Raw genomic sequence first — 21,086 nt, 5'->3', positions numbered from 1 at the left:
CCGGACCTTCCGGCCGCCGTCCGTCGCCACTACGCGCCCGTGGTGTGCCCGGCCTGCCAGCAGCAGACCACCCAATAGTGGCGATCCGCCACCCCGGCCCCGGCCGCGCCCCTACGATCCGGGACCACGCACCCGCACCCCACCCCTGGACCCCTGTCCGGTCGCCACCTCACAGCAGTGAGGGCGGTCGACGGCCGGGCAGGCGCACGTGCCCATCCGAACGAGCGAAAGGGTACAAAGTGAATATTCAGTTCGTAACCGCCGTCGACGGCGGGCGCGGCAAGGACGAAGGGGAAGGGGACGGGCACCCCGGGCAGCCGTGGACGCCGCCGGCCGAGCCGCCGTCCCCCGACGACGGTAGCCCCGAGGGAGACGGGGCCCACCGCAAGTGACGTTCAAACCGCAGTCGGAGCGCCCCGGCCGACAGGAGCTGGGGCGCGTCCTCTTCGAGACGAAGGCGATGTCGTCGGACTGGGCGCCGACGTTCGCCGCGGTGGACCGGGCCGCCTTCCTGCCCGATCTGATCTGGCCGTGGGACATGGAGACCGGTACGAGCGTCGCCGTCGACCGGACCGCCGATCCCGACGGCTGGTACGCGGCCGTGGACAGCGACCAGCCCATCGTCACCCAGTGGGACGACGGCGAGCACTCCGGCACCGCGCCGGGGCGCGTGTCGACAAGCTCGTCGTCCGCGCCGTCCGTGAACTACGGGCTGTTTCAGGATCTGAGCGCGGACGAGGGCATGAACGTGCTGGACGTGGCCACCGGGACGGGCGAGACCGCCGGGGCCCTGTACCACCGCTGCGTGGGGTCACGCGGGCGCGGGCACGGGCGCGTCACCACGATCGAGATCGACCGCACGGTGTCCATGCGGGCCCGCGAGCGGCTGTGCGCGGCCGGGCTGTACCCGGACGTGGTCGACGGCGATGGGTTCAAGGGCTACGCGGATCACGGGCCGTACGACCGCATCCTCGCCACCGTGGGACTCCGGGAATCCCCGGGGGCGTGGCTGTCTCAGATCCGCAGGGGCGGGATCATCGTCGCCCCATGGGGCACGCACTACAGCAACGCGGACGCCGTGGTCCGTCTGAAGGCAAACGGCGGAATCGCGCTCGGCCACTTCACCCGCCCCGTCGAGTTCATGAAGATCCGGTCCCAGCGTTCGCCCCGCCGACCGCACGCGGAATACGTTCCGGCGGGCACGTTCGACAGCGCGGACACCTCCGCCACAGCGGTCACCGAGTCCGAGTTCATCACCGGTCGGTACACCGCCCTCCCGTTCGCCCTCGGCCTCCGCGTGCCGCACTGCGTCCAGGCCGTGGCCGACGCCCGTGACGGCGCGCGTCCCGTGTGGTTCTACGGGCTGGGCGACCGCTCCTGGGCCTGCGTGATGTTCCGGGACGGGGAAGAGACCCGCGTCTGGCAGTCGGGCCCGCGCCGGCTGTGGGACGACGTGGAAGCCGCCTTCCGGTGGTGGCGGAAGCAGGGCAGGCCCACACATGACCGCTTCGGGCTCACCGTGACCCCGGACGGGCAAGAGGCGTGGCTCGACACGCCGGGCGACTCCTGGCCGGTGTGAAGCGCCTCACGCAGGTCGCCGGGCGCTCCCTCGGCCGCCAGGCGTCCTACTTCCGGCACAGGGCCGTGGACAGCACCTTCAGCGCCGCCGCGTCGGCCTTCGGGCCCTTGAAGGTGTCCATGTTGAGGGCGAGCGTGATCTGGCGACGGCCGTCGGCCGTCGTGAAGCTGAAGGTGTTGTAGCCGGGGACGCTGCCGGTGTGGCCCCACACCGGCTTCTCCCCGGGGCAGTAGCCCGAGTTGCTCTCCAGGCCCAGGCCGTACTTCCGGCTCTCGCCGCGGTCCGTGTCGTGGAGGGTGTTCATCTCGCGCCACAGGTGGGACGGGAGCAGCTTGCCGCCGGACAGGGCGCGGTAGAAGCGGTTGAGGTCGGCGGTGGTGGAGACGATGTTGCCGGGGCCCCAGAAAGCCGTGGGGCTGAAGCCGGTGAAGTCGGTCGTGGTCGTCTCGCCGGGGAGCCGCTCGTATCCGTTCAGATGGCGGCCGGGCACGTGCGACGACGTGGGGACGGAGGTCCCGGTGAGGTGGAGCGGGCGCACGATGCGCCGGTCGATCTCCTGGGGCAGGGTGTGGCCCGTCGACTTCTCGATCAGCATGGCGAGGACGACGTAGTTGGTGTTGGAGTACGCCCACTTGCCGGGCTCGCCGGGGTCGAAGGCGCGGGGCTCCTTCACCGCCATGTCCACCAGCTCGCGCGGGGTGTAGTGGGAGTGCTGGGCGGCCCGTATCGGGTCCGGCTTCCGCAGGAGGACGTCGGTGTAGTTGGGCAGACCGCTGGTGTGATCGAGCAGCTGTCGCACGGTGACGGGCGCGCCGTTCGAGCCGTCGGGCACGAGGCCGGGCAGGTGGCGCCCGATCGGGTCGTCCAGACCGACCTCGCCCTCGGCCACGAGCTGGAGTACGACCGTGGCGACGAAGCTCTTGGTCACGCTGCCCGCCCGGAACCGGTCCCCGGCCTGCGCCCGCCGACCGTCCACCAGATCGGCGACACCACTGCTCCCCCGCCAGACGCCGCCCTCGTCCCGTACCTCGGCGATCGCTCCGGGCACGCCCTCGGCCACGACGCCGTCCAGCGCCCGCTGGAGGCCGGCGCGGTCGGCGCCCCGGGCGGCGGGCGTGGCGGCGACGGCCGGGACGGCCGCGGGGACGAGGGCCGCTGCGGCGAGCAGGGCGGAGACGGCGACGGTACGGCGGCGCATGGTCGAGACCTCTCGGTAAGGGGTGACGCACCGTCAACCTATGCCGCCGCCCCCTCCCTTTCGATCATGATCAAGGATGATCGTCGGGCTTCCGTCCCCTAGGGTCTACGCGACGCTCCACGCGATGCCGTCGAGGATGTCGTGCTCGCTCACGACGACCTCCTCGGCGCCCACGCGCTCCATCACGCACTGGAGGATCAGCGCGCCCGCGGCGATGACGTCGACGCGGCCGGGGTGGAGGACCGGGATCGCGGTGCGCTCCTCGTGAGTGGAGGTGAGGAGGCGGGCGGTGATGTCCTGGACGCGGGCGAGGGGGATGCGCGCGTGGTGGATGGCGGTGGAGTCGTACTCGGCCAGGTCGAGGGCGATGCCCGCGACCGTGGTGACCGAGCCGGCCAGGCCCACGAGCGTGCGGGCCTCGGTGAGCGGGACGCTCTGCCCGGCGAGGTCGAGGGCGGCCTCGACGTCGGCCCGTATGGCGGCGATCCGGTCGGCGGCCGGCGGGTCGGAGACCACGCCGTCCGTCACGAGGTGACGCTCCGTCATCCGCACGCAGCCCACGTCCACGCTGCGCGCGGCCCGGACGTGGTCCTCGCCGACGACGAACTCGGTCGAGCCGCCGCCGATGTCCACGACGAGGAACGGCTTCGCCAGGTCCGCGCGGCCCACGAGCTCCTTGGTGGCGCCGGTGAAGGAGAACTCGGCCTCCTGGTCACCGCTGATCACCTCGGGCTCCACGCCCAGGATGTCCTTGACGCCGCGCACGAACTCCTCGCGGTTGGAGACGTCCCGGGAGGCGGACGTCGCCACGAAGCGCACCCGCTCCGCACCCAGGTCCTTGACGACCTCCGCGTACTCCCGGCAGGCGGCGAACGTGCGCTCCAGCGCCTCCGGCGCGAAGCGGCCCGTGCGGTCCACGCCCTGGCCGAGGCGGACGATCGTCATCCGGCGGTCGAGCTCCACGAGTTCGCCCGTGGCCGGGTCGCAGTCGGCCACCAGCAGCCGGATGGAGTTCGTGCCGCAGTCGACGGCGGCGACGCGGGTCACGCGCAGCCCTCCTCACCGGCGCACGGGTTCACGCACGGGCCCTTGCTCCACCACTCCGGCAGCAGCGCGATGGCCTCGTCGCCGAAGGGGTTCACGCCGGGGCCGGCCGCCAGCGAGTGGCCGACCAGCACGTGGAGGCACTTCACGCGGTCCGGCATGCCGCCGGCGCTGGGGAAGCCCTGCAGGACCTCGATGGCGTCGCGGCGCGCGATGTAGTCCTCGTGGGCGGCCCGGTAGGCGGCGGCCAGCTCCGGGTCCGTCGCCAGCCGGTCCTGCATCTCCTTCATCAGACCCGAGCCCTCGAGGGTGCCGATCGCGGACGCGGCCCGGGGGCAGGTCAGGTAGTAGAGGGTGGGGAACGGCGTGCCGTCCTCCAGGCGCGGCGCCGTCTCGACCACGTCGGGGTTGCCGCAGGGGCAGCGGTGCGCGATGGAGCGCAGTCCGCGCGGCGGGCGGCCCAGCTGCTCCTTGAACGCGGCGATGTCCGCGTCCGTCGGCTCGGTGGGCTCGGTCTTCGGAGGAGGCGTGTCCATGTGCTCGCTCGTGCTCGATCGGTCGGGTGCGTGAAGTCGGGTGCGTGAAGTAATGGGTGCGTGGGCTCCGGTCAGCGGTGGGCGTCGGAGGTGTCCACGTCGTCGAAGAGGTTGCTGTACCAGGGGCGGTCGGCGGCGCCCTGGTCCTTGTGGCGCCCGCCGTCGGCGCTGCCGTCCACCACGGTGTACCCGGTCTCGCCGGGGCGTACGAAGTGGAGGTGCTCGCGCGCCAGCTGCTCCACGTACGCGGGGTCCTCCAGGCGGGCCTTCTCCTCGTGCAGCCGCTTGACCTTCTCGCGCGCCTGCTCCGTCCGGTGCCGCTGGTCGGCGATGTCCGAGCGCTGGGTGACCCACTGGCGCATGGGGTAGGCGAGGGCGACGACGAGCGAGCAGACGACGAGCGCGAGGAGCGCCGCGCGACCGGTGAGCCGGGAGCGGCGCTGCGGGCGGGCGCGGTAGACCCGGGCCGCGGTCGGCCCCTGGACCAGCGCCGTGCCCAGCGCCTTGAGCCTGGTCGCGGTGGAGAACCGGTCCGCGCCCACGTCGCCTCCCCTGGAGAGTCCGTTACGAACGTACGTCCCCGGACACGGTACGGGACCGCGACCGGGGACGTACGGAGACTGGCGAGAAGGTCAGCCCTTGAGGCTCAGCCCTCGCTGTGCCTTTCGGGCTCAGCCCTTGAAGCGCGGGAAGGCGCTGCGGCCGGCGTAGACCGCGGCGTCGTCGAGGATCTCCTCGATGCGCAGGAGCTGGTTGTACTTGGCGACGCGCTCGGAGCGGGCCGGGGCGCCGGTCTTGATCTGGCCGCAGTTGGTGGCGACGGCCAGGTCGGCGATGGTGACGTCCTCGGTCTCGCCGGAGCGGTGGGACATCATGCACTTGAAGCCGTTGCGCTGGGCCAGCTCGACGGCGTCGAGGGTCTCGGTCAGCGAGCCGATCTGGTTGACCTTGACCAGGAGGGCGTTGGCGGAGCCCTCCTCGATGCCGCGGGCGAGGCGCTCGGGGTTGGTGACGAACAGGTCGTCACCGACGAGCTGGACCTTGGTGCCGAGCTGGTCGGTGATGGTCTTCCAGCCGGCCCAGTCGTCCTCGAACAGCGGGTCCTCGATGGAGACGAGCGGGTACGCCTCGACGAGCTCGGCGTAGTACTCGGTCATCTCGGCCGCGGTGCGGTCCTTGCCCTCGAACTTGTAGACGCCGTCCTTGTAGAACTCGGAGGCGGCCACGTCGAGCGCGAGCGCGATGTCCTGGCCGGGGGTGTAGCCGGCCTCCTTGATGGCCTCGAGGATGAGGTCGAGGGCCTCGCGGTTGGAGCCCAGGTTCGGGGCGAAGCCGCCCTCGTCGCCGAGGCCGGTGGACAGGCCGCGGCCCTTCAGGACCTTCTTGAGGGTGTGGTAGACCTCGGTGCCCCAGCGCAGGGCCTCGGAGAAGGACTCCGCGCCGATCGGCGCGATCATGAACTCCTGGATGTCCACGTTGGAGTCGGCGTGCGAGCCGCCGTTCAGGATGTTCATCATCGGAACGGGCAGCAGGTGCGCGTTCGGGCCGCCGAGGTAGCGGAAGAGCGGCAGGTCGGACGCCTCGGAGGCGGCGTGCGCGACGGCCAGGGAGACGCCGAGGATGGCGTTGGCGCCCAGGGAGCCCTTGTTCTCGGTGGCGTCCAGGTCGAACATGGCCTGGTCGATCAGGCGCTGCTCGGTGGCGTCGTAGCCGACGAGCTCCGGGCCGATCTGCTCGATGACGGCGAGGACGGCCTTCTCGACGCCCTTGCCGAGGTAGCGCTTGGGGTCGCCGTCGCGAAGCTCGATGGCCTCGAAGGCGCCGGTGGAGGCGCCGGACGGTACGGCGGCACGGCCCGTGGAGCCGTCGTCGAGGCCGACCTCGACCTCGACCGTGGGGTTGCCTCGCGAGTCGAGGATCTCGCGAGCTACGACGACGTCGATGGACGGCACGAGGGTCTCCTTCGTGGGTGTCTGGAGTTCTGCACCACGAGCCTAACGGGCCCCGGAGCGTGCGCCCGCCCTTGCCCTGTCACCCGGGCCGAAAATTGGCACAAACGCCGAGATCCCCGGACGAATCGTCGGTGTGTTCGCTCAACGAGGACGGGAAATCCGCCGGCAGAACGAGCGGAGCCCCGCTCCGATGCGGCTCGGGGGGAAGTCGCATCGGAACGGGGCGGTCGCTCGGCCGGCCGGGGTCGTCACCGGCCCCGGCCGGCCCTCGCTCAGCGCAGGTGGAGCTGCTGGCCCGGGAAGATCACGTCCGCGTCGGGGACGATCTTCTTGTTGAGCTCGTGGAGCTTCTGCCAGCCGCCCTGGACCTTCTGGGACACGGCGATGGTCGCGAGGGTGTCGCCGGCCTTCACCTGGTACTCGCCGTCGCCCTTCTGGACGGTCCGCGGGGCGGTCTGCTTCGGCGCCGGGGCCTCGTCGTCGGAGTCGTCCGACTGCTGGACCGCCTTGCTGCTGTGCTGCTGCGGCGCGGCCTGGCGCTTGCTGCGGTCGGCGTGGGACTGGGCCTTGCCGTAGGCGCCGGAGGCGGACTTCGTGGACTTCTTCGCGACGTAACCGCCGTCGGAGTCGTCCGTGTCGACGTTCGCCTTGGCGCCGCCACTGGTCAGGCCGCCCGCGCCGGCGCAGCCCCAGGCACCCGGGCCCTGCATGGCGAGCAGGCGCTCGGCGGTGGCGATCTGCTGGGACTTGGTGGCCAGGTCGGCGCGCGGGGCGTACTGCCCGCCACCGGCGGCCTTCCAGGAGGACTGCGAGAACTGCAGGCCGCCGTAGTAGCCGTTGCCGGTGTTGATGTGCCAGTTACCGCTGGACTCGCATTCGGCGACCTTGTCCCACGTGGAGACGGAGGCGGCGTTGGCGGAGGTCGCGACCATCAGAGGGGCTGCGACAGCCGCGCCGGTGACGCCGGCGAGCGTGACGATGCGGACGGCCTTGGACGGACGACGGTGCTTGCCCTTGGACATGAGTCGGTTTCCTCACCGACGCCTACGAGGTGAGCTGTCGGGTTCGGGCTGTGAGTTCGCCCGGCCCGGTGCGCTTTCGCGTTCCGGGCTTCACCCCTAGCCGTTCCGCTCCTTCAGCCATGTGGCCTTGGGACCGTTCCGGCGACCTACCTTGGTTCCCCCGCTCCTGCCTACGGCGCTTGCGCGACGACTCCCCCGGCCGCCGGCAGGATTCGGCGTGCGGCCGTGGTGCTCGCGGTGGCGAGCGGTGACGACGGTAATCACAGGCGGCCGACGGGTTCAAACCCCACTTTTCAGCCACCAGCGGCCCGAGTTACCCCCGGAAACCTGACGTTTCCGCAGGTGAGAGGCCATTCGAGCAAATCGGATTCGAGGCATCCGACGCTCCGTCAACGAGACCCATGTCTCACTTTCGACTGGAACGGACATTCGCCTCGAACCGGAGCGCTACTTACGGATGTCAAGCTTCTGACCAGGGCGGATAAGGTCCGGATCAGAGCCGACCAGTTTCTCGTTCTTCTGATACAGCGTCTGCCAGCCTCCGGTGACCGAGTGTTGCTCGGCGATCTCTGACAGGTTGTCACCGGGCCGCACGGTGTAGTCGTTGGCGGCCGGCAGCTCCGCCCGGCTCTCGCCGCCCCGGGAGGGCCGCTGAGCATCGCCGGAAGGTGACGGGTCGGCACGGTGACGGCCCGTTCCGGCAGTCGCCCCGGTGTCGCCGGGAAGCGGTGAACCGGAAGGCGAGGTTCCTGTTCCCGGGGTGTCCGGGGGCGTGTTCGCCGGGGTGTTCGAAGGGGTGCCGACCGGGGCGGTGGGGATGGCGGTCGGATCGGCCGACGCGCCGGGGCTCGTACCCGTCGTCGGCTGTCCCGACGGGTCCTTGCGGTGCTTGCCGCCGGCCGTGTCCGGGGACGGGCTCGTGGAAGCGGAGGGGGTGCCGGAGGAGCCCGTCGTGGGCGAACCGGACGAGGAGGGCGCGGGCTTGGGCGACCCGGAGGCGGCGTCGGACGGCGCGGGCGACGTGCGCTCGGAAGCGGGCTGGTTGCCGCGCCCGGGCGTACGGGGACGGCTCTGCTCCGGCGCGGCGGAGGACGACCCGTCGCCCGGGTCCACCTCGGGCGCCTTGTCGTCGCCCCGGTCCGCCTCGCCGGCCAGGCCCGAACTCACCGCGCAGGTCCGCCAGGTGTCGGCGCCCTCCGCCTTGAGGATCCGCTCGGCCACGGCTATCTGCTGGGACCGGCTGGCCAGGTCGGGGCGCGGCGCGTACGCGATGCCGCCGTACTGCTCCCACATCTGCTGGGTGAGCTGGAGGCCGCCGTGGAGGCCGTTGCCGTTGTTGGCGCTCCACATCCCTCCGCTCTCGCACTGGGCGACCTTGTCCCAGGTACCCGCGTCGGCGGCGACGGCGGAGCCGGTCGCCAGCAGCGGCAGGGCCGCGCTGGAGGCCGTCACCCCCGCCGCGACCACGATGGCGGGTATCTGACGGGGACGGCGATGTCTACCGGATCCTGAGAGCATGGGCGGGCCTCTCGCGTAGGCGGCTTTCGATTGGTCGCAGACCATAGCGAGGGCTTCCGCGAGTCACAAGCCGATGTAGCGGAGGTCACGCGCCGATAACCACCGTTTGACCGGGCGTCACACCGCGCGGCTTTTGGGCGTGAACTCCACGGGCAAAGTACGCAATCCACGCATGATCAGGCCGCCGCGCCAGCGCAGGTCCTCGGGTTCGGCGGCGAGGGACAGATCGGGCAGCCGGCGCAGCAGCGTGGCGATCGCGGCCTGTCCTTCGAGGCGGGCGAGGGGCGCGCCGAGGCAGTAGTGGATGCCGTGCCCGTAGCCCAGGTGCTGGTTGTCGCGCCGGGACAGATCCAGGGTGTCGGGGTCGGCGAAACGCTCCGGATCCCGGTCGGCGGCGGCCAGAACGGCCAGGACGGGGTCGCCCTCGGCGATGCGCTGCCCGCCCAGTACCAGGTCCCGGGTGGCGAACCGCCAGGTGGCGAGCTCGACCGGGCCGTCGTAGCGCAGCAGCTCCTCGACGCCCGTGGCGAGGAGGCTCTCGTCGCCCTCGGCGAGGGCCCGCTGGAGCCGGGCGCGCTGCTCCGGGTGGCGCAGCAGCGCGTAGGTTCCGTTACCGATCAGGTTCACAGTTGTTTCAAAACCGGCGAACAAGAGGATGAAGGCCATGGCCGCGGCCTCGTTCTCGGTGAGGTGCTCGCCGTGGTCGCTCGCCCGGATCAGACCGGAGATGAGGTCCTCGCCGAGGTCCTCGCGCTTGCGGTGGATGAGCTCCGCGAGGTACGTCCGCATCTTCTTCACCGAGCGGGCCACCCCGCCGCGCGGCCCGCCGCCGTGGCGGATCATCATTCCCGCCCAGTCCCGGAAGTCGTCCTGGTCCTCGCGCGGGACGCCGAGCATGTCGCAGATGGCGTAGATGGGGAGGGGAAAGGCGAACTCGTGGATGAGATCGGCCTCCCCCTTCTCCATGAAGCCGTCGATCAGCTGGTCGGTGAGCTCCTGGACGCGGGGGGCGAACTCGGCGACCCGGCGCGGGGTGAACGCCTTGGACACCAGCCGGCGCAGCCGGGTGTGGTCCGGCGGGTCGATGTTGAGCAGGTGCGTCATCAGATTGGCGCTGCGTTCGCCGGGGATGCCGACCTTGCCCTTGCCGTGGGCGGTCTCGGAGTGGTGCACGGGGTTCTTCGACAGCCGCTGGTCGGCGAGCGCCTGCCGGGCGTCGGCGTACCGGGTGACCAGCCATGCCTCGACACCGCTGGGCAGCTCCGTGCGGTGCACGGGGGCGTGCTCGCGCAGCCAGGCGTACGCCGGGTAGGGGTCGGAGGCGAACTCCCAGGTGAAGAGCGGTGGGGCGGGGGGCGTGTGATTCTCGTGCACGCCCCGACGCTACCTACCCGGCGCCACCCGGGCGCCACCTGGCCGCCGGGCACCGTCCAGCCGGGCGCCGTAGAGCCGGGCGCCGTCTAGTGGTGGCCACCGCCGCCGCTGCCGAAAGCGCCGCTGCTGCCGGGGTCCCACTTCTTCCGCTCCTCGGAGAGCTCCTCGGGGTGGGCGGGCGGGTTCTTCATCTCATGCGGAAGGACACGCTCCCCGTCGGCCTCCGGGTGGAGTTCGTCCGGCTCGTGGTGCTCCGTGACGTACCCGACCGCCTCCTCGTCGTGGGCGTGCCCGGGGCCGTGGTTCGGCGAGGTGGGCCCCCGTTCGTGCTCCTGCCGGGTCTGCCAGGCGCCCTGGCGGCGCTGCGGCTGGCTCGGCGGCGGGGGCTCCCGGTCGCGGACCCTGCGGCCGACGACGATGGCGCCGATCAGGATGGCGACGACGAAGAGCCCCACGATGAAGGGGGCGATCCCGCCGAGCTGAGGGGGAGCGGCGAAGTCCATGGGAACGGTGCGCATGGGACTCGGGTACCCGTCGGCCGCCCCCTCAAGACCGCCACTGAGCCGAACGGGTGAGCGAGCGCCCCGTCCGCGCTACTCCGGAGCCCCGGCCCGGGCCTCCTCGGCGGCCCGGATCGCGTCACGGTACGTCCGCGCGGCGGCCCGCAGCGCGGTCTCCGGCTCGACGCCCGCCGCCTCCGCCCGTACCGCCAGGGCCAGCAGCTCGTAGCCGACGCCCTCCCCCTCCGGCAGGGCCACCGCCAGCCGCTCGTGGCGGGCCCGGGAGGCCAGCTTCGCGGCCAGCGCCAGGGCCGGCTGGCCCAGCGGCACGCCCTCGGTGACCGACTCCCGGCGCTTCTCGTCGGCCTTCGTCCGCATCCAGTGCGCCTTGACCTCCTCCGGCGTCTCGGCGGACTCCTCCCCGAAGACGTGCGGGTGGCGGTGGATGAGCTTGTCGACGATCCCGGCGGCGACGTCGTCGACGGAGAACGGCTCGTCCGGGTCGTCCTGGGCGATCCGGGCGTGGAAGACGACCTGGAGCAGGACGTCGCCCAGCTCCTCCCGGAGCGCCTCCCGGTCACCGGTCTCGATGGCCTCCAGGAGCTCGTACATCTCCTCCAGCCCGTACTTCGCCAGGTCCTCGTGGGTGCGGATCCCCGTCCACGGGCAGGACACCCGGATCCGGTCCATCACCTGCACCAGGTCGAGCAGCCGGGCGCCGGGCAGGTCGTACGAGCCGGGGAGCAGCTCCAGCGCGGGCATCGACTCCCGGCCGGAGCCGGCCAGCCGGGCCAGCCCGTCGGTGAGGGCCGACTCGCCCTCGGCGGAGGTGAGCACCACGACGGTGCGCCCGCCCGCCGCGCAGTAGTCGACGAGCTCCCGCGCCGCCGGCGCCGCGTGCTCGACCACGACGCCGGCCTCCCCCAGATACGGCAGCTGGGGGTGGCCGGCGTCGGCGCACAGCACCCGGTCGGCGGCGCGCAGCGTCTGCCACGCCGGCCAGGACAGCAGACCGGGGGCGACCCGGTGGCTGGTGGTCAGCAGGACGATACGGCCGAGGGGCTCGCCCCCGGGGGCCTCGGCGGGGGCGTTCACGGAATCATTCGCACGGCGGTCGGTCACACGGCCGAGCCTAGGCGCTCCGCTGGAAGCCCGGTACGTCGACTGCGGGTGCGTCGTGGCTGGTCGCGCAGTTCCCCGCGCCCCTTACGGGGCCTCAGGCCGGCTGTTCAGCTGCGCGCAGCCAGGGCTCCTGGACGGGCCGGGCCGTGCCGCGCTTGGCGTCCCACGTGCCGTAGCGCGGATTGACGTCGACGCGCAGCGCCTCGGACGTCCTCATCAGCGTGTCGACGGTACGGGCCTGGCCCAGCTTCTTCTCCAGCTTGGCCCGGACGAGCCCGGCCGACAGCTCCTGGTCGACCTGGTCGGGGGCGATCCCCGCCGCGAGGAACCGGCTGTCGACCGCCGCCGCGCCGCCGAGCAGCTTCTCGACCTCCTCCCGGCGCTCCTGGAGCTCCCGCCGGGTGACGTCGACGCCGTTGTCCCGGCCGGCGGCCTCGATGACCCGGTACTGGATCAGCCGCACCAGGGTGTCCTGGCTGAGCCGGGCGCTGCTCGCCAGCAGCTGCCGCCCCTGCGGCGCGGACCGTTGCGCCTCCCGCACGTCCGCCACCTGGCTCTGGAGCTGGGCGACCGTGATCCGGTCCTTGCCCACCACGGCGGCGGCACCGGGGTGCGGAGTGGATCCGCAGCCGGTGAGCAGGGGCGCGGCGGCGAGCAGCCCGGCGGCGGAGACGGAGAGCGCTGTCCTGCGGCGGATCATGAAGCCTCCCGGCGACGAAAGATCGTGCGACATGCGTGGGCAGGGGCGTTGAGCAGGGGCGGGGCGGACCCCGCGACGTGCGGTCCATCGGCCTGGCGTTGATCGATGGTAGGCAGTCCGCGTGGCCCGAGCCACTGATTCGGCCAACGATTCGCGGTCCGCCGGGATGCGCGAACGCTCCCGGCGCGCGACGGCATCGTGACGCCCGCCGCCGAGGACGCATACTTCAAGACCAGCGGAGCGCACGGACCGCAAGAAACCCGGCTGAAGCCGGCCAAGGGGCCCGAAGGCCCTTGACGAGCAGGAAGAGAGAGGACCGCCCATGGACTCGGCCACCGCCGACGTGTCGGCAGCAGGCCACAGCCCGGCCGAGGCCGCACCAGCCGGCCGCCGCCCCCCGTCCGCCCGGCTGCGCGCACCGGGACTGGACCCCTACTGGCTGGGCGCCGTCCTGTTCGTCCTCTACACCGCCCTGTCCGTCAGCCGTCATCTGCGGATGCTCACCATGTCCTGGGACCTGGGCATCTTCGAGCAGGCGATACGCGCCTACGCCCACTTCCGGGCGCCCATAGCCGACCTCAAGGGCCCCGGCACCAACGTCCTCGGCGACCACTTCAGCCCCGTCACCGCGCTGATCGCCCCGCTCTACCGCGTCTTCCCCACGCCCATCACCCTGCTCGTGGTCCAGGCCGCGCTGTTCGCGCTGTCGGCCGTGCCCGTCACCCGGCTCGCCGCCCACCTCCTCGGCCGCGGCCGGGGCCTCGCCATCGGCATCGCCTACGGCCTGTCCTGGGGAGTCCAGCGCGCCGTCGAATTCGACTTCCACGAGATCGCCTTCGCCATGCCGCTGCTGGCCTTCTCCCTGGAGGCGCTGGTCCGCCGGCGGTGGACGGCCGCGGTGCTCTGGGCCGCGCCCCTGGTCCTGGTCAAGGAGGACCTCGGCGTCACGATCGCGACCATCGGCGCGGTGATCATCGTCCGGCTGCGCGGCACGGGCCGCGACCCCCGGGCCACGGCCCTGGCCACCGGACTGGTCACCTTCGGGCTCGCGGCCACCGCCCTCGCCCTCGGCGTGATCATCCCCGGCTTCAACAGCAGCGGCTCCTACGACTACTGGAACAAGATCGGCGGCGACGCCGGCCCCGCCCCCACCATCCCCCTCGACACCGCCGTCCGCACCCTGGCGTGGACCCTGCTGCCCACCACCGGGCTGCTGGCCCTGCGCTCACCGGTGCTGCTCGTCGCCCTGCCCACCCTCGGCTGGCGGTTCGTCTCCCACGACGACCACTTCTGGGGCACCGACTGGCACTACAGCGCCGTCCTGATGCCCGTCGTCTTCATCGCCCTCACCGACGCGCTCGCCAAGGCGCGCGCCACCGGCCGGCCGTGGCTGCGCCGCTACGCCCACCAGCTGCCCGCGGCCGTCCTCGCCGCGGCCCTCACGCTCACCGCGTCCCTGCCGCTGTACTCCCTGACCATGCCGGACACCTACCGGATACCCGAGAGCGTCAAGGCCACGGAACGCCTCTTCGACCGGATCCCCGACAACGCCACCGTCGAGGCCGACATCACCCCCATAAGCCGGCTCGTCCACCGCTGCCGGGTCTTCTGGACAGGCGGCACCCAGGGCATCGTCCCCGACTACATCGCGCTGCGCATCGGCGACGGCAGGACCGCGAACGATCTGGTCCAGGACGCGCGGACCCGGCATCCGAGGGCCACGTTCACCGTGCTCGGCACGGAGAGCGGCTTCGCCGTCCTGCGGCACGTCGGGTAGGCCGGGGCCCGGCCCCGGCGGCGGCCTTCCGGCGGAGCGCTCCGCCGGAAGCCCGGTACGTCGCCTGCGGGCGCGTCGTGGCTGATCGCGCAGTTCCCCGCGCCCCTTACGGGGCTCTCAGCCCAGGATCGTGGTGAGGAACTCGCCCGTCCACGCGAGGAGCTCGCGGCCGACGAGCGGTTTGCCGCCGATGGGGCGGGTCGCCGGGCGCGGCACCAGGATCTGCTGGGTGGCCGGCTTCATCACCGTGCGCGGGTGGAGTCGCTTGAGCCTCAGCTCCTGGGACTCGCGCAGCTCCACCGGGCCGAAGCGCACGTTGGAGCCCTGGAGGGTGATGTCGGAGACCCCGCAGGCACGGGCGAGCATCCGCAGCCCGGCGACCAGCAGCAGGTTCTCCACGGGCTCCGGCAGCTTGCCGTAGCGGTCGGTGAGCTCCTCGCGGACCGCCTTGATGTCCTCCTCGGAGTTCGCCGAGGCGATGGCCCGGTACGCCTGGAGGCGCAGCCGCTCGCCCGGCGCGTAGTCGTGCGGGACGTGCGCGTCGACCGGCAGCTCGATCTTCACCTCGAGCGGCGCCTCCGCCTCCTCCCCGCCGCCCTCGACCGACGCCCGGTAGTCGGCCACGGCCTCGCCGACCATCCGGATGTACAGGTCGAAGCCGACGCCCGCGATGTGGCCGGACTGCTCGCCGCCGAGGAGATTGCCCGCGCCGCGGATCTCCAGGTCCTTCATGGCGACGTACATGCCCGCGCCCATCTCCGTGTGCTGGGCGATGGTGGCCAGCCGCTCGTGCGCCGTCTCGGTGAGCGGCTTCTCCGGCGGGTAGAGGAAGTAGGCGTAGCCGCGCTCGCGGCTGCGGCCCACCCGGCCGCGCAGCTGGTGCAGCTGCGACAGGCCGAAGTTGTCGCCGCGCTCGACGATGAGGGTGTTGGCGTTGGAGATGTCGATGCCCGACTCGACGATCGTCGTCGAGACCAGCACATCGAACTTCTTCTCCCAGAAGTCGACGACGACCTGCTCCAGCTGGCTCTCGCCCATCTGGCCGTGCGCCGTGGCGATCCGCGCCTCCGGCACGATCTCGCGCAGCCGCGCGGCGGCCCGGTCGATGGACTCCACCCGGTTGTGGATGTAGAAGACCTGGCCCTCGCGGAGCAGCTCGCGCCGGATCGCGGCGCCGATCTGCTTCTGGTCGTACGGCCCCACGAACGTCAGCACCGGGTGCCGCTCCTCCGGCGGGGTGGTGATCGTGGACATCTCGCGGATGCCCGTGACCGCCATCTCCAGGGTGCGCGGGATGGGCGTGGCGGACATCGTCAGCACGTCGACGTTGGCGCGCAGCTTCTTCAGCTGCTCCTTGTGCTCGACGCCGAAGCGCTGCTCCTCGTCGACGATGACCAGGCCCAGGTCCTTGAACTTCGTCTCGGACGAGAACAGGCGGTGGGTGCCGATGACGATGTCGACCGAGCCCTCGCGCAGGCCCTCCAGCACGGCCTTGGCCTCGGTGTCCGTCTGGAAGCGGGACAGCGCCTTCACGGACACCGGGAACTGGGAGTAGCGCTCGGAGAACGTGCCGAAGTGCTGCTGGACGAGGAGGGTGGTGGGCACGAGCACGGCCACCTGTTTGCCGTCCTGCACGGCCTTGAAGGCCGCGCGGACCGCGATCTCGGTCTTGCCGTAGCCGACGTCGCCGCAGACCAGGCGGTCCATGGGGACGGACTTCTCCATGTCCTCCTTGACCTCGGCGATGGTGGTGAGCTGGTCGGGCGTCTCCGCGTAGGGGAAGGCGTCCTCCAGCTCGCGCTGCCAGGGGGTGTCCGGCGCGAAGGAGTGGCCGGGGGCGGCCATCCGGGCCGAGTAGAGCTTGATGAGGTCGGCGGCGATCTCCTTGACGGCCTTCTTGGCGCGCGCCTTGGTCTTCGTCCAGTCGGCGCCGCCCAGCCGGTGGAGGGTGGGGGCCTCGCCGCCCACGTACTTGGTGACCTGCTCCAGCTGGTCGGTGGGGATGTAGAGGCGGTCGCCGGGCTGGCCGCGCTTGGCGGGGGCGTACTCGACGAGCAGGTACTCGCGGGTGGCGCCCTGGACGGTGCGCTGGACCATCTCCAGGTAGCGGCCGACGCCGTGCTGCTCGTGGACGATGTAGTCGCCGGCCTGGAGGGTCAGCGGGTCGATGGTCTTGCGGCGGCGGACGGGCATCCGGCCCAGGTCCTTGCTGGCGGACTTCTGGCCGGTGAGGTCGGCCTCGGTGAGCACCGCGACCTTCAGGGCGGGGTCGACGAAGCCGCTGTCGAGGCTCGCGCAGGAGACGTGGACGACGGCGGGCGTCAGCTCCGGCAGGTCCGCGTCGAGGCGGGCGGGGATGCCCTCGCCCGCCAGCACCTCGGCCGTGCGGGAGGCGGGGCCGTGGCCCTCGGTGAGGAAGACCGTCCGCCAGCCGTCGGCGACCCAGCCCTTGGTGTCGGCCAGGGCGCGGGCGGTGTCGCCGCGGTAGGTCTCGGGGGCGTGCATGCCGAGCGTGAGGGTGTCGCCGTCCAGGTCCTCGCCGGCGGCGAAGGGGCTGACCGACCACCACATCATGCCGAGCTCCCGGGCCCGGTCGCGGACGTCGGCGATGCTCCACAGGGACGCGGCGTTCACGTCGATGGGGGCCTCGCCGCCGCCGGCGGTGGCGGCCCACGACGCCTGGAGGAACTCCTGGGAGGTGGCCACCAGGTCGGCGGCCCTGGTCCGGACCCGCTCGGGGTCGCAGACCACGGCCATCGCGCCGGCCGGCAGCACGTCCAGGAGGAGCTCCATGTCGTCGACGAGGACGGGGGCGAGGGACTCCATGCCCTCGACCGCGATCCCCTCGGCGATCTTCCCGAGGAGCTCGCCGAGCTCGGGGTGTTCCTCGGCGAGGGCGGCGGCCCGCTCGCGGACGTCGTCGGTCAGCAGCAGCTCGCGGCAGGGCGGGGCCCACAGGCCGTGCTCGGAGACCTCCAGGGAGCGCTGGTCGGCGACCTTGAAGTAGCGGATCTCCTCGACGTCGTCGCCCCAGAACTCGACGCGGAGGGGGTGTTCCTCGGTCGGCGGGAACACGTCGAGGATGCCGCCGCGCACGGCGAACTCGCCGCGCTTCTCGACCAGTTCGACGCGGGCGTACGCGGCGGCGGCGAGGGCGTCCACGATCTCTTCGAGGTCGGCGCCCTGGCCGGTGCGCAAGGCGACCGGCTCCAGGTCGCCGAGGCCCTTGACCTGCGGCTGCAGCACGGAGCGGATGGGCGCGACGACGACGCTGACGGGCCCGGCGGCCGGGTCGTCCCCGCTCGGGTGGGCGAGGCGGCGCAGCACGGCGAGGCGGCGGCCGACGGTGTCCGAGCGGGGGGACAGCCGCTCGTGCGGCAGCGTCTCCCACGCGGGGTACTCGACGACGGCGTCCGCCGGGAGGAGCGAGCGCAGCGCCGCCGCCAGGTCCTCGGCCTCCCGGCCGGTGGCGGTCACGGCGAGCACGGGGCGTCCCGCGTTCCGGGCGAGCGCGGCGATCGTGAAGGGACGCGCGGCGGGCGGGCCGACCAGGTCGACGTGGGGCCGGTTGCCGTCGCCCGCGGCCTTCACCGCCTCGGCGAGCGCCGGATCGTTGACGACGGCGTCGAGCAGACCGTGCAGGCTCATGAAGTGCATCCCGTCCCGGGGGTGGACAACGCGACTAGCCCGACGCGGGCTGTGCGGGCCTGTGCCGGGGGCTTCCAGCCTACGACGGGGCACCGACAGGCGCCGGGTGTCCCGGGGCCGGGGCACCCCCACCCCGCCGCGACGGCGAGCAACCCCACCGGGGGCCCGGCGGTGCCGAACCGGCCGCGTCCCCGGGGACACCCCGGAAACGGCGAACGGCCCGGACCCGCACCCCCGTGGCGCGTCCGGGCCGTCGTTCCCCTGCGGGGGCGGCCGGGCTAGTCCGTGGCGATCGCCTTGAGGACGTTCATCCGGCCCGCCCGGAACGCCGGGACGAGCGCGGAGAGCAGGCCCACGACCGCCGAGCCGAGGAAGACCGTGGTGATCGTCGGCCAGGGGATGTCCAGCACGCCCAGGCCCTGCGTGGCCAGGAGCCGCTGGGAGGTGGTGCCCCAGGCCATGCCCAGGCCCAGGCCGAGGAGGGCGCCGAAGAGGGCGATGACCACCGACTCCAGGCGGATCATGCGGCGCAGCTGGCGGCGGGAGAAGCCGATGGCGCGCAGCAGGCCGATCTCGCGGGTGCGTTCGACGACCGACAGGGCGAGGGTGTTCACGACGCCCAGGACGGCGACGATGATCGCGAGGGCCAGCAGGCCGTAGATCATGTTGAGGAGCTGGCCGACCTGGTCCTGGATGAGCTTCTTGTAGTCGGCCTGGTCGCGGACCTTGATCTGCGGGTAGTCGGCGACGGCGGCCTTGAGGGAGGCGGCCGCGTCCTTCGCGTGGCCGTCGGTGGCCTTGGCGAGGATCAGCATGTCCAGCGGCATCCTGTCCGCCGGCAGGTACTGCCGGGCGGTGTCGAGGCCGATGAACATGCCGCCCTTGTTGATGCTGGTGTCGTCGGAGGTGATGGCCTTGACCTGGAGGCGGGCCTCGCGGGCGCCGGTCATGGTGACGGTCAGCCGGTCGCCGAGCTTGATCCCGTGGTCCTTGGCGAAGCCCTCGGGGACGGTCATGGCGTCCTTGCCCCAGGCGTCCGCGAAGGTGCCCTGGACGGTCTCCGTGCGGAGGTCGTCGCCGTAGGTGGGCTCGGAGGCGTTCAAACCTTCGGTGACGGACGTGCCGTCGGGGAGGGCGAGCCGGGCCTTGACGGTGGTGATGGTCGTGAAGTGGGCGATGCCGGAGGCCCGGCGGACGGCCTTGCTCTGGGCCGGGGTCAGCGGCCCGTTGTCGCTCTGGACGATGAAGTCCGCGCCGACGGACTTGTCGAGCTGGTCCGTGGCCGAGGCGACCATGGAGGAGCCGACCACCGTCAGGGCGGCGACCAGCGCGAGCCCGATCATCAGGGCGGAGGCGGTGGCGCCGGTGCGGCGCGGGTTGCGCAGGGCGTTGCGTTCGGCGAGCCGGCCGACGGGGCCGAAGACCCGCAGGACGACGGCGCTCAGCACGCGGACCACGAAGCCGGCCAGCAGCGGCCCGACGACCACGAGGCCGACGAGGGTGAGGAGGACGCCCAGCCCCAGCAGGCCCGAGCCGGCCGAGGGGGTGTCCGCGTTCGCGGCGGCCAGCAGCGCGGCGCCGCCGGCGGCCGAGACGACGAGTCCCACGACTGCCCGGATCTTGCCGGCCTTGCCGTCGGCGGGGGTGCCCGCGTCGCGCAGGGCGGCGATCGGGGAGATCTTCCCGGCCCGCCGGGCGGGCAGGAAGGCGGCCAGCACGGTGACGACGACACCGAGGGCCAGGCCCACGACGGGCGTGGTGGCCTTGACGGTGAGTTCGGAGGTGTCGAGGTTCATGCCCGTGGAGCCCATGAGCTCCATCAGCCCCACGGCCAGGGCGATGCCGCCGCCGATGCCGAGGACCGAGCCGACGACGCCGAGGAGGACCGCTTCCACCAGCACGGACCGCAGGACCTGCGAGCGGCTGGAGCCGATGGCCCGCATCAGGCCGATCTCGCGGGTGCGCTGGGCGACGAGCATGGAGAAGGTGTTGACGATGAGGAAGACGCCCACGAGGACGGCGATGCCGGCGAAGCCCAGCAGCGCGTACTTCATGACGTCGAGGACGGAGCCGATGTCCTTCTTGTTCTCCGCCTTGCTCTCGGCGGCGGTGCGGATCGCGTAGCCCGCGGCGTCCTTGCCGAGGGCGGCGGTGACGTTCCGCTTCAGCTGCTCGTCGCCGACGCCGGGGGCGGCGGTCAGCCCGTAGCCGCTGAAGGCGCCGTCGCCGCCGAGCAGCCGGGCCTGGGCGGTGGGGGTGTCGAAGTAGAGGACGGCCGCGCCCGGGTTGGTCGTCTTGTACGTGGCGATGCCGACGATCGTCACGGAGAAGTCGCCCGGCGCCGCCATCACGCGGATCCTGTCGCCCGGCTTCAGGCCGTGCTTGGCGGCCGTGTCGGCGTCCAGGACGGTCTCGCCGGGGCCGTGCGGCTCGTGGCCGCTGGTGATGTCGACGGACTTCTTCTGGCTCTCGTCCCAGTTGGTGCCGACGGTGGGGGCGCCGGACTCGGGGCTGATGCTCTTGTTCTTCGCGTCGGCCGCGGTGATCTGCCGGCTGGTGGCCTGCGGCTCGACCTTGGCGACACCGGTCACCTCGGTGAGGCGGGACGCCAGGGACGCGGGGACGGTCTCCGGCCGGCCGGTCTCCTGCGCGTCGTCGTCCTTCTTCGGGGAGACGCTGACGTCGGCGGCGGTGGAGGCGAAGAGCTTGTCGAACGTGGCGTTCATGGTGTCGGTGAAGACGAGCGTGCCGCACACGAACGCCACCGACAGCAGGACGGCGACGGCGGAGAGCGCCATGCGTCCCTTGTGCGCGAGAACGTTGCGCAGGGAGGTCTTGAGGACGGTCACGACACCCGCCCACGGGCGTCGAAACGCTTCATGCGCTCGAAGACGGCTTCGGCGGTCGGGGAGTGCATCTCGTCGACGATCCGGCCGTCGGCGAGGTAGAGGACGCGGTCCGCGTAGGAGGCGGCGACGGCGTCGTGCGTCACCATGACGATGGTCTGCCCCAGTTCGTCCACCGAGCGGCGGAGGAAGCCGAGGACCTCGGCGCCGGAGCGGGAGTCGAGGTTTCCGGTGGGCTCGTCACCGAAGATGATCTCGGGCCGGGCGGCG

Annotated in this window: 15 protein-coding genes, 1 pseudogene and 1 riboswitch; of the genes and pseudogenes, 2 read left to right on the top strand and 14 right to left on the bottom strand. The window is 72.3% G+C overall.

From position 1 onward, the window contains the following. Window positions 1-388 precede the first annotated feature (388 nt). The gene (locus tag ACX9I7_RS30030; RefSeq protein ID WP_459389107.1) at window positions 389-1,579 is read left to right on the top strand and encodes a protein-L-isoaspartate O-methyltransferase family protein; all 1,191 of its coding nucleotides are present in this window, start codon (window positions 389-391) and stop codon (window positions 1,577-1,579) included. Window positions 1,580-1,625: 46 nt separating this feature from the next. Here ACX9I7_RS30030 and ACX9I7_RS30025 read toward each other — a convergent pair whose 3' ends face one another. The 11 genes from ACX9I7_RS30025 to ACX9I7_RS29975 form a co-directional block, all read right to left on the bottom strand. After that, on the bottom strand, window positions 1,626-2,777 hold the full coding sequence (locus ACX9I7_RS30025; RefSeq protein ID WP_459389106.1) for a serine hydrolase domain-containing protein: 1,152 nt from the start codon (window positions 2,775-2,777) through the stop codon (window positions 1,626-1,628). 105 nt (window positions 2,778-2,882) lie between these two features. Next, entirely contained in the window at window positions 2,883-3,824 is a 942-nt protein-coding gene (locus tag ACX9I7_RS30020; RefSeq protein ID WP_387568594.1) for a Ppx/GppA phosphatase family protein, read from the bottom strand. Continuing rightward, window positions 3,821-4,357, bottom strand: a complete 537-nt coding sequence (locus ACX9I7_RS30015; RefSeq protein WP_189454409.1) for a DUF501 domain-containing protein — start codon at window positions 4,355-4,357, stop codon at window positions 3,821-3,823. The genes ACX9I7_RS30020 and ACX9I7_RS30015 overlap by 4 nt, the downstream gene beginning before the upstream one ends. A 71-nt stretch (window positions 4,358-4,428) precedes the next feature. After that, entirely contained in the window at window positions 4,429-4,899 is a 471-nt protein-coding gene (locus tag ACX9I7_RS30010) for an FtsB family cell division protein (protein WP_387568597.1), read from the bottom strand. Window positions 4,900-5,028: 129 nt separating this feature from the next. After that, window positions 5,029-6,309 carry a phosphopyruvate hydratase gene (gene eno / locus ACX9I7_RS30005; protein ID WP_189454413.1) on the bottom strand — a complete coding sequence of 427 codons (1,281 nt, stop codon included), beginning with the start codon at window positions 6,307-6,309 and terminating at the stop codon, window positions 5,029-5,031. A 272-nt stretch (window positions 6,310-6,581) separates the two neighbouring features. Beyond that, window positions 6,582-7,331: a transglycosylase family protein gene (locus ACX9I7_RS30000; protein WP_459389105.1), complete on the bottom strand. Its 750-nt coding sequence runs from the start codon at window positions 7,329-7,331 to the stop codon at window positions 6,582-6,584. A gap of 4 nt (window positions 7,332-7,335) precedes the next feature. Then, a riboswitch (cyclic di-AMP (ydaO/yuaA leader) is annotated at window positions 7,336-7,519 on the bottom strand. 259 nt (window positions 7,520-7,778) lie between these two features. After that, window positions 7,779-8,798, bottom strand: a complete 1,020-nt coding sequence (locus ACX9I7_RS29995; protein ID WP_459389104.1) for a transglycosylase family protein — start codon at window positions 8,796-8,798, stop codon at window positions 7,779-7,781. Window positions 8,799-8,966: 168 nt separating this feature from the next. After that, window positions 8,967-10,223: a cytochrome P450 family protein gene (locus ACX9I7_RS29990; protein ID WP_459389103.1), complete on the bottom strand. Its 1,257-nt coding sequence runs from the start codon at window positions 10,221-10,223 to the stop codon at window positions 8,967-8,969. Between the two features lie 86 nt (window positions 10,224-10,309). Beyond that, window positions 10,310-10,741 carry a DUF6479 family protein gene (locus tag ACX9I7_RS29985; RefSeq protein ID WP_358630059.1) on the bottom strand — a complete coding sequence of 144 codons (432 nt, stop codon included), beginning with the start codon at window positions 10,739-10,741 and terminating at the stop codon, window positions 10,310-10,312. Between the two features lie 75 nt (window positions 10,742-10,816). Continuing rightward, window positions 10,817-11,818: a nucleoside triphosphate pyrophosphohydrolase gene (locus ACX9I7_RS29980; protein WP_459389113.1), complete on the bottom strand. Its 1,002-nt coding sequence runs from the start codon at window positions 11,816-11,818 to the stop codon at window positions 10,817-10,819. Window positions 11,819-11,939: 121 nt separating this feature from the next. After that, entirely contained in the window at window positions 11,940-12,545 is a 606-nt protein-coding gene (locus tag ACX9I7_RS29975) for a SurA N-terminal domain-containing protein (protein ID WP_387568611.1), read from the bottom strand. 322 nt (window positions 12,546-12,867) lie between these two features. Between ACX9I7_RS29975 and ACX9I7_RS29970 the strand changes: the two genes are divergently transcribed. Next, the gene (locus tag ACX9I7_RS29970) at window positions 12,868-14,322 is read left to right on the top strand and encodes a DUF2079 domain-containing protein (RefSeq protein ID WP_459389102.1); all 1,455 of its coding nucleotides are present in this window, start codon (window positions 12,868-12,870) and stop codon (window positions 14,320-14,322) included. A gap of 117 nt (window positions 14,323-14,439) precedes the next feature. On the opposite strand, the gene mfd is transcribed toward ACX9I7_RS29970, so the two are convergent. From mfd to ACX9I7_RS29955, 3 genes and pseudogenes are all read right to left on the bottom strand, one after another. Then, on the bottom strand, window positions 14,440-17,970 hold the full coding sequence (gene mfd, locus ACX9I7_RS29965; protein ID WP_387568616.1) for a transcription-repair coupling factor: 3,531 nt from the start codon (window positions 17,968-17,970) through the stop codon (window positions 14,440-14,442). A gap of 278 nt (window positions 17,971-18,248) precedes the next feature. Then, complete coding sequence (locus ACX9I7_RS29960; RefSeq protein WP_459389101.1) at window positions 18,249-20,819, bottom strand: ABC transporter permease; 2,571 nt, start codon at window positions 20,817-20,819, stop codon at window positions 18,249-18,251. Next, window positions 20,816-21,086 (bottom strand): annotated as a pseudogene (locus tag ACX9I7_RS29955) (ABC transporter ATP-binding protein); the annotation flags it as partial. The gene ACX9I7_RS29960 and the pseudogene ACX9I7_RS29955, both read right to left, overlap by 4 nt.

The organism is Streptomyces sp. L500 (assembly GCF_054551825.1).
Note: the sequence above shows the minus strand (reverse complement) of the source record. Positions and strands in the feature narration are given on the sequence as shown.